17 protein-coding genes are annotated in these 14,546 nt (G+C 72.4%); 4 read left to right on the forward strand and 13 right to left on the reverse strand.

From position 1 onward, the window contains the following. The 4 genes from lxmK to lxmA form a co-directional block, all read right to left on the reverse strand. Window positions 1-1,028, reverse strand: a 1,028-nt coding sequence (lxmK, locus tag AOK23_RS31270; RefSeq protein WP_055715933.1) for a class V lanthionine synthetase subunit LxmK, incomplete at its 3' end; no start/stop codon positions are given. Then, entirely contained in the window at window positions 1,025-2,014 is a 990-nt protein-coding gene (locus AOK23_RS31275; protein WP_055715934.1) for a hypothetical protein, read from the reverse strand. The genes AOK23_RS31275 and lxmK, both read right to left, overlap by 4 nt. Before the next feature lie 71 nt (window positions 2,015-2,085). Beyond that, a complete protein-coding gene (lxmD, locus tag AOK23_RS31280) occupies window positions 2,086-2,691 on the reverse strand; it encodes a peptide terminal cysteine decarboxylase LxmD (protein WP_063791435.1) in 606 nt (201 codons plus the stop codon). 107 nt (window positions 2,692-2,798) lie between these two features. Continuing rightward, the gene (lxmA, locus tag AOK23_RS31285; RefSeq protein WP_055513948.1) at window positions 2,799-3,017 is read right to left on the reverse strand and encodes a lexapeptide family class V lantibiotic; all 219 of its coding nucleotides are present in this window, start codon (window positions 3,015-3,017) and stop codon (window positions 2,799-2,801) included. 17 nt (window positions 3,018-3,034) lie between these two features. Between lxmA and AOK23_RS48160 the strand changes: the two genes are divergently transcribed. From AOK23_RS48160 to AOK23_RS31295, 3 genes are all read left to right on the forward strand, one after another. After that, window positions 3,035-3,256 (forward strand): hypothetical protein, encoded by a 222-nt coding sequence (locus AOK23_RS48160; protein ID WP_157878210.1) that lies wholly within the window; start codon window positions 3,035-3,037, stop codon window positions 3,254-3,256. 239 nt (window positions 3,257-3,495) lie between these two features. Next, on the forward strand, window positions 3,496-5,199 hold the full coding sequence (locus AOK23_RS31290) for an ABC transporter ATP-binding protein (protein ID WP_055715943.1): 1,704 nt from the start codon (window positions 3,496-3,498) through the stop codon (window positions 5,197-5,199). Window positions 5,200-5,439: 240 nt separating this feature from the next. Further along, window positions 5,440-5,949 (forward strand): hypothetical protein, encoded by a 510-nt coding sequence (locus AOK23_RS31295; protein ID WP_055715944.1) that lies wholly within the window; start codon window positions 5,440-5,442, stop codon window positions 5,947-5,949. Between the two features lie 75 nt (window positions 5,950-6,024). On the opposite strand, the gene AOK23_RS31300 is transcribed toward AOK23_RS31295, so the two are convergent. Then, entirely contained in the window at window positions 6,025-6,270 is a 246-nt protein-coding gene (locus AOK23_RS31300) for a helix-turn-helix domain-containing protein (RefSeq protein ID WP_055715936.1), read from the reverse strand. A gap of 441 nt (window positions 6,271-6,711) precedes the next feature. Here AOK23_RS31300 and AOK23_RS31305 point away from each other — a divergent pair, with 441 nt between their 5' ends. Further along, window positions 6,712-7,767: a helix-turn-helix domain-containing protein gene (locus AOK23_RS31305; protein WP_055715937.1), complete on the forward strand. Its 1,056-nt coding sequence runs from the start codon at window positions 6,712-6,714 to the stop codon at window positions 7,765-7,767. Between the two features lie 9 nt (window positions 7,768-7,776). Here the strand turns inward: AOK23_RS31305 and AOK23_RS48165 are convergent, their stop codons facing one another. The 8 genes from AOK23_RS48165 to AOK23_RS31340 form a co-directional block, all read right to left on the reverse strand. After that, a complete protein-coding gene (locus AOK23_RS48165; protein WP_055715938.1) occupies window positions 7,777-8,109 on the reverse strand; it encodes a hypothetical protein in 333 nt (110 codons plus the stop codon). A gap of 22 nt (window positions 8,110-8,131) precedes the next feature. Continuing rightward, on the reverse strand, window positions 8,132-8,275 hold the full coding sequence (locus AOK23_RS48170) for a hypothetical protein (RefSeq protein ID WP_157878211.1): 144 nt from the start codon (window positions 8,273-8,275) through the stop codon (window positions 8,132-8,134). A 135-nt stretch (window positions 8,276-8,410) separates the two neighbouring features. After that, window positions 8,411-8,869, reverse strand: coding sequence for a heat shock protein transcriptional repressor HspR (locus AOK23_RS31315; protein WP_055542957.1), 459 nt, complete (start codon window positions 8,867-8,869; stop codon window positions 8,411-8,413). A 7-nt stretch (window positions 8,870-8,876) separates the two neighbouring features. Next, a complete protein-coding gene (dnaJ, locus tag AOK23_RS31320; protein WP_055715939.1) occupies window positions 8,877-10,055 on the reverse strand; it encodes a molecular chaperone DnaJ in 1,179 nt (392 codons plus the stop codon). 42 nt (window positions 10,056-10,097) lie between these two features. Next, window positions 10,098-10,778, reverse strand: a complete 681-nt coding sequence (gene grpE, locus AOK23_RS31325) for a nucleotide exchange factor GrpE (RefSeq protein ID WP_055715940.1) — start codon at window positions 10,776-10,778, stop codon at window positions 10,098-10,100. After that, entirely contained in the window at window positions 10,775-12,619 is a 1,845-nt protein-coding gene (gene dnaK, locus AOK23_RS31330; RefSeq protein ID WP_055715941.1) for a molecular chaperone DnaK, read from the reverse strand. Before dnaK ends, grpE begins: the two co-directional genes overlap by 4 nt. 142 nt (window positions 12,620-12,761) lie before the next feature. After that, window positions 12,762-14,030: an alpha/beta hydrolase family protein gene (locus AOK23_RS31335; RefSeq protein WP_107102916.1), complete on the reverse strand. Its 1,269-nt coding sequence runs from the start codon at window positions 14,028-14,030 to the stop codon at window positions 12,762-12,764. A gap of 34 nt (window positions 14,031-14,064) precedes the next feature. Then, complete coding sequence (locus tag AOK23_RS31340; protein ID WP_206336332.1) at window positions 14,065-14,385, reverse strand: hypothetical protein; 321 nt, start codon at window positions 14,383-14,385, stop codon at window positions 14,065-14,067. Window positions 14,386-14,546: the final 161 nt, after the last annotated feature.

Below are 14,546 nucleotides of genomic sequence, written 5' to 3' on the forward strand. Positions count from 1 at the left end.
GCGGCGGCCCGCTCGGGCAGGCCGGGGTCGGGCGCACGGCACTCCAGGTAGCCCTGCCAGAAGGCGTGGACGCGCGGCAGATGGCGGCGCAGGCTCGCCGAGCCCCGCCCGATGATCTCCTCGTGCGCGAGGCCGAACCCGGCCCCGCCGCCCCGCCGGTCGTCCCCGGCGTCCCCGGCGTCGCCGGTCGGCGCGAACACGGAGTACGTCGCGTGGAACAGCCACTCCCCCGCGAACGCCCCCACGTCCCGCGCCGGGTCGGCCAGCCGGAACTCCTCCCAGTCGCACAGGTACAGCGGCCCGCGGCCCTCGTCGGCGCCGATGAACTGGTCGAAGCGGAGGTCGCAGTGCGTGGGCGCGTGCGGCACGCTCGCCTCGCCCTCCCGCAGCCGGGCCAGCGCGTCGACGACCTCGCCGTCGTCCTGGACGAGCTGCCAGGCGGCGATCTGCGCCATGCTGCGCTCCTGGACGGCGCTCCAGGGCAGCGCGCGCAGCCAGGCCAGCGGCGGCAACGGCGCCTCCCCGGTGTCGAGGCCGTCCCCGGCCGGCAGCGTGTGCAGCGTCCCCACCGCACGCCCCGCCGCCCGGCACAGCGCGTCGTCGAAGTCCCCGTCCAGCGCCAGCTCCGCCCCCGAACGGGCGCCGGGCACCAGCCGGTGCACGGTCACCCCGGCCGCCGGGTCCGCGCCCAGCAGCTCCGGCGAGCGCAGCGGCGAGCCGCCCGGCAGCCATCGGGCCGCCGACTCCTCGAAGCTCAGGGCGCGTTCGAGCTCGGGGCAGCCCCCGTCCGGCAGCGGCGTCACCGTCTTGACGAAGACCTGCTCGCCGGTGGTGGTCGGCCCCGCCCAGTTGTCGTTGCGGCCGCCGAACGCGGTGACCGCAGCCGCGTCGAGGCGGCCGAGCCCGAGCCGCTCCAGCAGGGCGTTCACGGCGGGCACGGTGCCCAGTTCGGTGGGCCGGTAGCGCTGCCGGGTGCGGACCGGCTCCGCCGGGTCCGTCCTCGTGGGTGTGTCGGTGGTGATCGTCATCGTGTCGTGGCTCCCCCGGGGACCGCGCGGCGGCCCTCCTCGTCGATCAGGTCAGCGATGAAGGCGGTGTAGTCGGCCAGTTCGTCGCTCCAGCCGCAGTACGCGGCGAAGTCCCGCATGTGCGCGGCGATCCGCAGCACCGCGGCGCGGGCCGCGAGCTCCCGGTCCGCGCCCGGCCCGTACGCGTCGAGCAGGACGCCCGGCAGGTCGACGCCCGGACCCTCGCCCCACACCGGTACGGCCCAGGCGAGTTCGGCCAGATCGCCGAGCAGCCAGCCCAGGTCCAGTTCGGGCCGGGCGGCGCCCAGGTCCTCGCCCGTCAGCAGCGCCACCGGACCCCGGCTCAGGGGTGGGATCAGCGCGCCGAGCGAGGCGAAACCGTGTACGAGGACGAGTCCGTGGCCGTCCCGGCCCTCTCGTTCGCTCCCGTCGCCGGACGCGGGGGCGACGGTGGAGGCGGGGGCGGGTGCCGCGACCTCGGCGCACCAGGAGCGAAGCGTCGAGAGGCGGGCGGCACCCCACACCCGTACGGCGTGCTCCCGCAGACGCCGTACGGCGGCGAGGTCACCGTCGCCCCCGTCCGTCCCCTCGGCGAACCCCCGCAGTCGGGTGAGCGCGGGCGGCGGCGCCCCGGTCGGCGCGGGCGTGGCGTGCAGGTCCCGTAGCGCCGTACCCGCCGCCGCGAGCGCGTGCGCGACCAGCCGCCGGGCCGCCGGCCGGGGGTCGCGGAGCCAGGCCGCGGCCGAGTGCGGGCCGTCGGCGAGGTAGGCGAGCCCCGCGCCCGAGGCCTCCGGGGTGACCAGCCGGGCGCCGGCGGTGTGCCGGGGGACGTGTGCGGCGAGGGGCGCCGTCGGCGGGGCCGCCCGCCGGGATCCCGCCCCGTGCCACCACTCGTGGCGTCCGTCGGCCGTGGGCCGTACGCGGGTGAGCTGGAGCCCGGTGCCGAACTCGGCCTCCGGACCGTCGACCTGCGCCGCCGGTGTCACCTGTACCGTCTGAGCCCCTGGGGCCGCCTGTGCTCCTGGTGCCGTCCATACCCGTGGTGTCGTCCGTACGGTCACTCGTCCTCCCCCTCGGACCGCCGGGCCCGCGCGTACGCGCCGACGCACAGGCCCATCAACTCGGACAGCGGCAGCGCCCCGCCGTCCTCCATCTCGCCCGTGCTGGCGCTGACGGCGGGCACGGTCGGCGCGACGACCACGCCCGGGCGGTCGCGCAGGGTGTCCAGGTGCCCCTGGACCACGGGGCTGAGCTGCGCGCCGGGCGGCAGCGACGGGGCCACGCCCACGAGGGCGGACGTCGACTGCAGGGCGCACAACAGGGGGGTGTCGGTGAGGCCGAGCGCGTAACGGCCGAGGAAGTGCATCGTGGCCGGGTGGACGAGCACGAGGTCCGGCCAGCGGGCCAGTTCGACGTGCGGGACGGCACCGGGCGCGGCCTCGGACCAGTCGTCGGTGACGACCTCCCGTCCGCAGAGCGCGGATATCGCGTCCGCGGAGACGAATCGCCGCGCCGAACGGGTCAGCACGACCCGTTTCTCCATTTCCGGGAAGGTATTGCCCAGCCAGTTGATCCAGAACGGCAGGAATGCCACGCTGAGCGCGCCGGTGCCCACGAGGAGCACCCGGCGAAATCCGGGATCCGCGACTCCTGTGGGGTCCATTCCCGCCTCCTTGTGCATGCTTTTCGGTGTGTGTCGCGTTGCCCGGGGAGGGGCCGGTGGCCGGCACCGGCTCCTCCCCGCGGGTCACTGCTCCGGTCGCCCGGTCGTCAGCACTTCTTCTCGATCGTGCGGGCGGTCAGCGAACCGAGGGCCGCGGCGCACTGCTGCGAGGAGCGGGCGGTGATGATGGTGGCGCGGATCGCCCACGGAATGGTCGGGCTGAACGCGGGCGCGGCGTCCTTGCCGTCGTACAGGCCCAGCTCCTCGGCGGAGGTGTAGGCGGTGTAGCCCTCGAACAGGTCCTTCTCGTTCTGCGTCGACTGCATGAGTCTCTCCTTGATTCATGGTGCGGGATTACGGTTCTCCGAATTCCCGGCCGCCTTACGGGCTTTCCGGCTTTTCGGCCGGTGCCCCTTGGCGACGAGATAACTATGGCCCGCCGGAAAAGCCGCCCGCTATTGGCAGTTGCGGCATTACCGCACCCGGCATGACCGCTCTCGGCATCGCCGAAGGCGGCAATACCACTGTCGGCAATACCACTCTCGGCAATACCGCCCCGGCATGACCCGAACCGGCGTCGCCGGGCCCGGCATTGCCGCAAGCGCCAATACCGCCGCACCCGCCCGTACGCGTAGAAAGTCCAGGGTGAACACACATGACTCCGCGAGGCCCGAGCCTCCGCCGCCCCAGCTGACGCAGACGCCCGATCCCGCGCAGGCACCCGATCCCGCGCAGGCACCCGGCCCCGTACAGGCGCCCGATTCCCCGCAGGGCACCGACGCCCCGCGCCCCCCGCTCCGCGCGCTGCTCGCCCACGCCCGCCCGCACCGCAGGGTGTTGCTGCTGGTCCTCGTCCTGACCCTGGCCGGCAGCGCGGCGGGGCTCGCGCAGCCGATGGTCGTGGAGTCGTCGCTGACGGCGCTGATGACCGGCGGCGACCTGACCCGCGAACTCCTGCTGATGCTGGCCCTGTTGGCGGTCTCCATCGCGCTGACCTGGACGCAGGCCCTGGTGAGCGAGCGCACGGCGGAGAAGGTCGTGCTGCATGTGCGTCGGGGGCTGATCCACCGTCTGATCCGGCTGCGGACCGCCGAGTTGGACAGGACGGAGCCGGGCGGTCTCACCACCCGTGTGACGTCCGACAGCACGCTCGTGCAGCACGCGGCGACCAGTGGTGTGATCCAGCTGCTCGACGGCGGTATCCATCTGATCGCCACCATCGTCCTGATGGGCATGACCAGCCTGCCGCTGCTCGGCATCACCTCCGGTGTGCTGCTGGTGGTCGGTGTCGCGATGGGCGTGGTGATGCCGAGGATCCGCCGGGTGACCACGCGCGCGCAGACCTCGGTCGGCGAGATCGGCGCCGCCCTCGACCGCGCGCTCGGCGCCGCCCGCACCGTGAAGGCCAACGGCGGCGAGGCGACGGAGACCGCGCGGGCCGTGGCCGCCGCCGAGGACGCCTACCGGGCAGGTCTGACCGGCGCCCGCTACCACGCCACGATCGCCGTGCTCTCCGCCCTGGTCGTCCAGGCGTCGTTCCTCGCGGTCATCGGCTTCGGCGGCGCCCTGGTCGCCACCGGCGCCCTCGACCTGGCCGCGCTGATCGCCTTCCTGCTCTACCTGTTCAACCTGGGCGGCCCGGTGCTGTCCCTGGTCGGCGGCACGACCTCCCTCCAGCAGGGCCTCGGCGCGCTCACCCGCATCGAGGAGGTCGAGCGGATGGAGATCGAGACGGACGTCGACGAGACCCCGGCCCGCCCGGCCGGCCCGCCGCCGCGCGTGACCCTGGAGAACGTCACGTTCGCCTACCCGGGCCGCGCCACCACCCTCGACGGCGTGGGCCTGGTCGCCCCGGCCGGCGGTGTCACCGCCCTCGTCGGCCCCTCCGGCAGCGGCAAGACGACCGTCTTCTCGCTCCTCCAGCGGTTCTACGAGCCGGACTCCGGACGCGTCCTCCTCGACGGCACCGACATCGCGACCCTCAGCCGCGCCGAGGTGCGCCGCCGGATCGCGTACGTGGAGCAGGACACCCCGATGCTCGCCGGCACCCTCCGCGAGAACCTCCTGTACGCCGCGCCCGACGCGGCCGAGGACGAGGTCGCCCGCGTCCTGCGGGACACCCTGCTCGACTCGCTGGTCGCCCGGCTCCCGGAGGGCCTCGACACCCAGGTCGGCGCCCGCGGGCTCGCCCTGTCCGGCGGTGAACGCCAGCGCCTCGCCATCGCCCGCGCACTGCTGCGCCGCCCCCAGGTGCTGCTGCTCGACGAGGCGACCGCCCACCTCGACGGTCTCAGCGAGACGGCGCTGCGGCACACCGTGGAGCGGGCCGCCGAGCACTGCACGGTGCTGCTCATCGCCCACCGGCTGTCCACGGTGACCTCCGCCGACCACATGGTGCTGCTCGCCGGCGGGCGGGTGCGCGACCATGGCCGGCACGGGGAACTCCTGGGCAGGGACGAGCTGTACCGGGACCTCGCCGCCACCCAGCTGACCGCCGCGGGAGCGTGAGCGCACCCCCCTCCGTCCTACCTGACGTACCGACCACCGTCAGCCCCCCACACACAGCGAAGGAACACCGCAATGCCGAAGGACCCGGCCCCCACCACCTCGCTCGCCAAGAAGACCGACGAGGACGCGTACGACGCCCACGAGGACCACCCGTACGACGACCGCGACGGCCATGACGGCTACGACGACCGCGACGACTACGACGACGCGGACGAGTACGAGGAGAGCGGGCCCAGGCCCGTGGTCGAGCACACCGTCGAGGACGACCGGTTCGGCGCGCTGACCGTCCGGCTGGACTCCGAGCGGGGCGAGGTCACGGTGACCGGCGAGCGGGTGCCGCGGGTCGAGCTGTGGCGGGCCGAGGGGACCGAGGGCGAGGACCACATCCCGGTCGGCACCCGTGACGGTGCGCGGCTCACCCTGACCGTCGACGGCGAGGAGGCGGTGATCGACCCCGCCAAGGGCCGGCTGACCCGGCGCTCGTACCGCGTCGACGTGCGGTACGCGGAGCGCTCCTGGCGGCTGGTGCCCGACTCCATCCCGGGCAGCCGGCTGGTGCGGGCCGGGGCGTACCTCGGGGACTTCTCCTCCGACGGCGACGGGAAGGTCCTGGTGGAGTGGCGCGAGGACGCCGAGCCGGAGGCACTGGACGCGGCCCTCGGCTACGCCCTCGCCGCCGCGTTCGGCACAGGCGCCCAGCCCCTGTGGATGACGGCGATCGAGATGGTCGGCGACCTCCTGCCCGGCTGACCCCCGGCACACCACGGAAAGGCCCTGCCGGTACTCCCCAGTACCGGCAGGGCCTCATGCTGTTCCCCGCGGTGGTCAGCCGCAGGTTCCCCTGATGTCGTCCTCGTACAGGTGCGAGACGATCGCCGCCTCGAACCGGGACTTGAGGTCGAGCTTGCGCACGATGCTGGCGGTGTGGGCCCGTACCGTGCGCTCCGCGATGCCCAGGCGGCGGGCGAGCCAGCGGTTCTGCTCGCCCGTCGCGAGCAGCAGCAGCACCGCCCGCTCGCGATCGGTCAGCGCGGAGAAGTCGAGTGCGTCCTCCCGTACGACAACAGCCATGTGAGTCCCCCTGGTTGTGTTCGGTCGTGTCGGCTTCCGTCGGCTCGTGGCCGGAGAATCCGTGCGAATCCATCGGTTCGTGTCCGACGTCCATAGGTTCGTGTCCGACGTCCATCGGTTCCCGTCCGACGGATTCCAGCCTGCCAAGCGCTTTCGGCCGGATCCCACCCCGCGGGGCGCAGCTTGCTGCACCGGCGCGACACCATGCTGCGAGCGAAACTTTCGGCCCACGCCGTTCGTTCGTGTCGTGGCCCGGGCTCTTCCGTCACACATTCGCCACACGTTCCACGGCGTGCCGCCGTGAAACGGACGAAGCCTTGACCAACGCATTACTGTGAGTCCCGATCATTTCGGTGGATTCCGTATCGCCGTGGCCCGACCAGCCACACCCGCGATACCGGCCACCGGCCCGGGCCGTACGGGAGGAACACGGGGGGACAGATGAACGATGCGGGCAGCATGGGGCTGTTGGGGCTCACCGCGATGGAGGAGCGCGTCTACCGGCACTTCCTGAGGAATCCGGGGACGACGGCGGAGGACATCCACCTCCTGCTCCACGCGCCGCAGGACGTCGTCGGTGCCGCGCTGCGGCGACTGACGGAACTGGGCCTGCTCCGCCGCGCGGAGGCGACGGCGGAGGGCGGGGCGCAGGCGGCGGAGTATCCGGCCGCCGCAGGGAGCGAAGCGGGCGGCACCCTGACGGCGGCGGACCCCGAGGTGGCCGTCGGTCTGCTCACCGACCGGCGGCTGAGCGAGCTGCACCACGAGCTGCAGCAGGTGACCCGGCCCCGTCACCTCGTCGCGGAACTCCGCGCCGAGCAGGGCGCCCACACCCAGGCCGGCGGCGGCGTGGAGCGGATGACGAACCTGGCGCAGATCCGCGACCGGATCGACGACCTGGCGTTCTTCGCCCGCGAGGAGATCCTCTCCGTCGAGCCCTACCGGGCGCTCACCCGGGAGAACATCGCGCACGCGCGGCCGCTGGACAGCCGCTGTCTGCGCCGGGGCGTCCACATCCGCAGTGTCGTCCTCAAGGACGCCCTGGACGATCCGGCGACCGCCGCCTATCTGCGCGAACTGAACGCGCAGGGCGCGCGGATCAGGGCCGCCGCCGACATCGCCGAGCGCGTCCTCGTCTACGACCGGCACACCGCGCTGGTCCCGGCGGACCCGTCGGACACCTCGCGCGGCGCGCTGGTCGCGCAGGAACCGGGCCTGGTGGCCAGCATCCTGGCCCTCTTCGAGAAGATCTGGGACCAGGCGACGGACCTCACCGATCTGCTGGGCGCCCCGGCACCCGAGTCGGAGTCCCTGACGCCGATGGAGCTGGAGGTCCTGAAGTCGATGTGCCGGGTCACCAAGGACGAGATCGGTGCCCGCGAACTCGGCGTCTCCCTGCGCACCTACCGCCGGCACGTCGCCGACGTACTGCGCACGCTCAACGCCTGCAACCGTCCGCACGCGGCCCTGCTGGCCCGGGAGCGGGGCTGGATCTGACCCCGCCGATCAGGGCGCCCCGGCGGCACGCCAGCCGCCCAGCGCCGGGTCGGTGAGGACCTCCGCCAGCCAGTCCCGTACGGCATGGGCGGGCGAACCGGACGGGGGCCGGATCCGAAGGTGGATCCGGCCCCCGTCCTCGTCGAGTCGCCAGGCGTGTTCCCAGCCCCCGGGCAGTTGGCCGAGGACCCTGATCACGGCCGTCGCGGCGGGTGCGTCACCGGGAGCCCTGCGGACGAGGACCAGTTCCCGGAACCCACCGTCCCGGTACTGCTCGTCCCGGTGCTCCCCGCGGTGCTCCCTGTCCCGGTGCTCACCGTCCTGGAACTCCACGGTCGTCATCCCGTCCGTTCGTCCCGCCGGCTCACTGCCAGCCGTTGACGGACAGCGCGACCGACGGCCCGGACTTGACGGCCACCGTCGCTCCCAGCGGCAGGGTCATGATCAGCGCGAGCGCCGACAGTGTCCTGATGATGCGTGCGTTCCCCGTGTTCCCCGTGTTCTTCATGACCACGACTCTGCCAGCGGGAACACACCGCCTGAAGGCTCCGCGATGTCAGGATGCTGCACCGGGCGGGACACTTGCTGCCAGGCACTTTGCTGCCAGGCGGCGGCTTGCGGAGGCGGCTTGCGGGGGCGGCTCTCAGTCCGAGGCCTGCTGCCGCTTCGGCCGCCACACCACCAGCGCGCTCGTCTGCTGCACCTCCTGGTAGGGCACCAGGTCACGCCGGTACGACGCGTGCACCGCGGCCTCGCGCTGCTGCATCGCCGCGGCGGCGCCGTCGAGCGCGGTCTCCAGCTCGACCACCCTCGCCTGGAGGGCGGCGACCTGGTTCTCCAGCTCGATGATGCGCTTGATGCCGGCCAGGTTGATGCCCTCGTCCTGCGACAACTGCTGGACGGTGCGCAGCAGTTCGATGTCGCGGGCCGAGTAGCGCCGGCCGCGCCCGGCGGTGCGGTCGGGCGAGACCAGGCCGAGGCGGTCGTACTGGCGCAGGGTCTGCGGGTGCAGACCGGACAGCTGAGCGGCCACCGAGATGACGTACACCGGTGTCTCTTCCGTCAGCTCATAGGGGTTACGACGGCGGCCGGGTGTGTCCATGGTGTGGTCATGCTCCCTTCGCGGCCTGGAACAGCTCCGCCCGCGGGTCCTCGCCCGCGGTCGCCTCGCGATACGCCTCCAGTGCGTCACGAGCCTTCCCCGACAGATCCTTCGGGACACTCACCTCGACGGTGATCAGCAGGTCCCCGCGGGTGCCGTCCTTGCGGACCGCTCCCTTGCCGCGGGCCCGCATCGTACGCCCGTTGGGGGTGCCCGGGGGCAGTTTCAGGGTGACCGGGGGGCCGCCCAGGGTCGGGACCCTGACCTCCCCGCCGAGCGCCGCCTCCGGGTACGTGACCGGCACCGTCACCGTGAGGTTGTCGTCCTTGCGGCCGAACACCGGGTGCGCGTCGACGTGCACGACCACGTACAGGTCGCCCGCGGGGCCGCCCCGCTCGCCGGGCGCGCCCTTGCCGCGCAGCCGTATCCGCTGCCCGTCGGCGACGCCGGCGGGGATGCGGACCTGCATGGTGCGGGACGACTTGGCCCGGCCGGAGCCCTTGCAGATGTCGCAGGGGTTCTCGGCGATCAGGCCCCGGCCCTTGCAGTCCGGGCAGGGGTCCGTCAGGGAGAAGCCGCCGCCGGAGCCCCGAGCGACCTGGCCGGTGCCGACGCACGTCGGGCACACCCGGGGGGTGCCGTTGGCGTCGCCGGTGCCCGAACATGCCTTGCACGGGGACTGCGAGGACATCCGCAGCGGCACGGTGGCGCCCTCGATGGCCTCGGTGAAGCTCAGCGTGACCTCGGACTCGATGTCCTGGCCGCGCCGGGGCTGCACCCGCGTGGTGCCGGAACTGCCCCGGTTGAACAGGCCCCCGAAGACGTCACCGAGCCCGCCGCCGAAACCGCCCGCTCCCTGTCCGCCCTGGGCGCCGCCTCCGAAGAGGTCGCCCAGGTCGAAGTTGAACGAGCCGCCGCCCGCGCCGGGGCCCGGCCGGAAGCCGCCGTTGCCGAACAGCGCGCGGGCCTCGTCGTACTCCTTGCGCTTCTTGGGGTCGCCGAGGACGTCGTTCGCCTCGGAGATCTCCTTGAACCGCTCCTCGGCCTTGGCGTTGCCCTTGTTGGCGTCCGGGTGGAACTCGCGGGCGAGCTTCCGGTACGCCTTCTTGATCTCGGCCTCGGTGGCGTCCTTGGGGACGCCGAGGACCTTGTAGTAGTCCTTCTCGATGAAGTCCTTGGTGCTCATCCCCGGCGTCCCTCCTTCCCGTTGTGTTCCGCGTCGTGGACGTCAGCCCTCGTCCGGGCCACCGTTCTCCTTGTCGTCGGCCGTCTCCGCGGACTCGCCGTCCGCCTTGACTGTCTGCGCCCCCGGCTGGGGTTCGGCCACGGCCACCCGCGCGGGGCGGATGGTCCGTTCGCCGATGCGATACCCCGGCTGCAGAATCGCCACGCACGTCGTCTCGGTGACGTCCGGCGCGTAGCTGTGCATGAGGGCCTCGTGGATCGTCGGGTCGAAGGGCTCGCCCTCCTTGCCGAACTGCTGCAGACCCATCTTCGCCGCGACGGTCTCCAGCGACTCGGCGACCGACTTGAAGCCGCCGACGAGTTCGCCGTGCTCCCGTGCGCGGCCGATGTCGTCGAGCACGGGCAGGAGCTCGGTCAGGAGGTTCGCGACGGCGATCTCCTTGACCGTGATCCGGTCGCGCTCGACCCGCCGACGGTAGTTCTGGTACTCGGCCTGGAGGCGCTGGAGGTCCGCCGTGCGCTCACCGAGCGCCGTGCGCACCTGGTCCAGCTGGGCCGTCAGGCCGGCCACCTGGGCCGCCGCTGCCGCGTCCCCGGCCGGGGCCGCCCCCTCCTTGGGGGCGGCCTTCGGCTCGGCGTCCTCGGAGCCGGAGGAGGGGACGTCGGGCTGCTGCGGCTGACCTTGCGGCTGCTGCTCGTCGAAGCCCGGGGTCTCCTCCGTCACGCGGCACCGTCCTTCCGGTCCTCGTCGACGATCTCGGCGTCGACGACGTCGTCGTCGGCCTTGGCACCGGCTGCGGCACCCTCCGGGCCGCCCGCGGCCTGCGCGGCCTGGGCGTCGGCGTACAGGGCCTGGCCGAGCTTCTGCGACACGGCGGCGACCTTCTCGGTGGCCGTGCGGATCTCGGCGGTGTCCTCACCCTTGAGGACGTCCTTCAGCTCGGCGACGGCGGCCTCGACCTCGGTCTTGATCTCGCCGGGAACCTTGTCCTCGTTGTCCTTGAGGAACTTCTCCGTCTGGTAGACGAGCTGCTCGCCCTGGTTGCGGGTCTCGGCGGCCTCGCGGCGCTTCTGGTCCTCCTCCGCGTACTGCTCGGCCTCCTGGCGCATCCGGTCGACCTCGTCCTTCGGCAGCGAGGAGCCGCCGGTGACGGTCATCTTCTGCTCCTTGCCCGTGCCCAGGTCCTTGGCGGTCACGTGCATGATGCCGTTGGCGTCGATGTCGAAGGACACCTCGATCTGCGGGACGCCGCGGGGCGCCGGCGGCAGACCGGTCAGCTCGAACATCCCGAGCTTCTTGTTGTACGCCGCGATCTCGCGCTCGCCCTGGTAGACCTGGATCTGCACGGACGGCTGGTTGTCCTCGGCCGTGGTGAAGATCTCGGACCGCTTGGTCGGGATCGTGGTGTTGCGCTCGATGAGCTTGGTCATGATGCCGCCCTTGGTCTCGATGCCGAGGGACAGCGGGGTCACGTCGAGGAGCAGGACGTCCTTGACCTCACCCTTGAGGACACCGGCCTGGAGCGAGGCGCCGATGGCGACGACCTCGTCCGGGTTCACACCCTTGTTGGCCTCCTTGCCGCCGGTCAGCTCCTTGACGAGCTCGGCGACGGCGGGCATACGGGTGGAGCCACCGACGAGAACGACGTGGTCGATCTCGGACAGGGCGATCCCGGCGTCCTTGATGACGTTGTGGAACGGCGTCTTGCAGCGCTCCAGCAGGTCCGCGGTCAGCTGCTGGAACTGGGCGCGGGTGAGCTTCTCGTCGAGGTGCAGGGGGCCCTCGGCGGAGGCGGTGATGTAGGGCAGGTTGATCGAGGTCTCCGTGGAGGAGGACAGCTCGATCTTCGCCTTCTCGGCGGCCTCGCGCAGACGCTGCAGCGCCATCTTGTCCTTGGCGAGGTCCACGCCGTGGCCGGCCTTGAACTGCTGCACCAGGTAGTCGACGACGCGCTGGTCCCAGTCGTCACCACCGAGGTGGTTGTCACCGTTGGTGGCCTTCACCTCGACGACGCCGTCACCGATCTCCAGCAGCGACACGTCGAAGGTGCCGCCACCGAGGTCGAAGACCAGGATGGTCTGGTCGTCCTTGTCGAGGCCGTAGGCGAGGGCGGCGGCGGTCGGCTCGTTGACGATGCGCAGCACGTTGAGACCGGCGATCTCGCCGGCTTCCTTCGTGGCCTGCCGCTCGGAGTCGTTGAAGTAGGCCGGGACGGTGATGACCGCGTCCGTGACCTTCTCGCCCAGGTACGCCTCGGCGTCCCGCTTCAGCTTCTGCAGGATGAACGCGGACATCTGCTGCGGGTTGAACGGCTTGCCGTCCAACTCGACCTTCCAGTCCGTACCCATGTGCCGCTTCACGGACCGGATCGTCCGGTCCACGTTCGTGACCGCCTGGCGCTTGGCGACCTCGCCGACCAGCACCTCACCGTTCTTCGCGAAGGCGACGACGGACGGCGTGGTCCTGGCACCCTCGGCGTTGGTGATGACGGTGGGCTCGCCGCCCTCCAGAACGCTGACGACGGAGTTAGTCGTGCCCAGGTCGATGCCGACCGCACGTGCCATTTCAATTCCTCCAGCTGACTTGAGTGGAACGGACTCAAGTGTGCACGACCCTCCCCGCCCGGTCAACAGACCTGAGTCGGACCGACTCAACTTTTATCCCCCGCTTATGTGCAGGAGGCCGCTGAACTGGGGTTTAGCCCGGCTACGGGGCCCAGAACCGTACCTCGGGATGGTGAACGGAGGGACCGTCGAGGAGGGGACGGGGGCGGTTCCGCAGCTGCCGGTCCAGGAACGCGCCGACGTAGGCACGGGTGATCTCCACCCCGCGCGCGCCCGAGAGCCCGGCTTCCGCGACCGGCCCGTCCGCCGCCCTCTCCGCCTTCCCGCCCGCCGTCCCCTCGGCCGTCCTGTCCGCCGCCTCCGGGGCGGCCTGATCGACGAGCGCCAAAAGGTCGGTGAAGGACTCGTGCTGACCGCCGTCGACGGTCAGCCAGCGCTTCCACCCGGACAGCGCGGACCATGTACGGCCCCAGTACGGCTCCCCCGCACCACCCGGCGCGTTCTCGGGCGTGCCCATCATCAGGAACGGCCGGTCCACCCCGGGCGTGGAGACCTCGGCCAGACCGTCCAGGGTGAGCCCCGCGTCGATCCTGCGGTCGCCCCGCATGGCCGGGACGGTGCTGTACCCGCCCGCGGAGTGCCCCACCATGGCGACGCGCCGCCCGTCGACGGCCCTGCCGCCGCCCCAGACCGGACGGGGGCCGGTGAGCCGGTCGAGCACGAACCGCATGTCGGCGGCGCGGCCTTCGCCGATCCTGGTCAGCTTGGCCTGGTCGTACGGCGGGGTGCAGGCGGAACACGGCGTGGTGCGCCCGTCGGGGAAGGTGGTCGCGACGGCCTCGTGGTTGTGCCCGACGCCCGCGACGACGTAACCGCGGCTCGCCAGGTCCTCCGCGAGCGACGACAGCGTGGCGCGCGGCAGCTTGAACCCCGGCGAGAGCAGGACCAGCGGCGAACGCCGCGCCAGCGGGCGGGCGTCGGCCACGGAGTACGTCCGCACCTTCGCCAGCGTGTCCTCCGGTACGTCGTCGGCCCCCAGCAACTCCAGCAGCGCCGCCGACTCCCGCTCCGTCATGTACGGCGCCGGCCGGGCACCCCTGGCGGGCACCGCCGGGTACCACAGCGACACCATCAACTCCCGCCGCTCCCCCGCGACCCAGGGGTCGGCCCGAGACGCGTCCCGCAACGACAACATGGTCCGCCCCACGGTGAACGGACCGGTGGGGCGCGGCAGTTCGAGGACGGGGCCGGTGCCGGTGCCCGGTACCGACGGCATGGCGGAAGGCGCGGCCGAGGCGGCGGAGCCGGTCAGCGCGAGGCCGGTACAGGCCATGGCCATGGCGAGGGCGACAACCCGGGCGAAGGCCCTGCCCCTGCCCCTGGCCCTGCCTCTGCCCCAGGGCCTGGTCATGGGCCTGGTCGTCGCGGGAGCGGCACGGCGGAGATCACGAAGGGGGCTCTTTCGATCGCTCGTCACGCCCCTTGAGACGTATCCGGACGGTTTTTGCCTCCAGATCCACGTGAAAAGGCGGATCCTCCGCCGGCCGCACGTTCTTGCGGACGCGTTCCTGCTCCATGGCCCGCCTGGCGGCCCCGGCGGCGGGGTCGACCTCCTGCACGAGCCCGGCGCCGATGGAGGACAGCCTCTTCGTCCTCCGCCAGTAGACCCAGCCCCTGCCCTCCATCCACAGCAGAAGCCGGTCCCCCGCGAACCCGGCCGCCCCCACTCCGACGACCACCCCGACGATCAGTAAGACGATGTCCACGCGTCAGCCGCCCGCACGCAGGGTCAGGCTGTAGCGGAGCTTCTCCTTCGGGCGGGCGCCGAGGCGGTCGTAGAAGCGGGCCGCGCCCTCGTTCCAGGCGGGGGTCTGCCACTGGATCTCGTCGAGGCCGAGGGCGCGGGCCTCGGCCTCGACGAGATCCA

This window comes from Streptomyces torulosus, from assembly GCF_001419765.1.
GTDB lineage: Bacteria > Actinomycetota > Actinomycetes > Streptomycetales > Streptomycetaceae > Streptomyces > Streptomyces torulosus.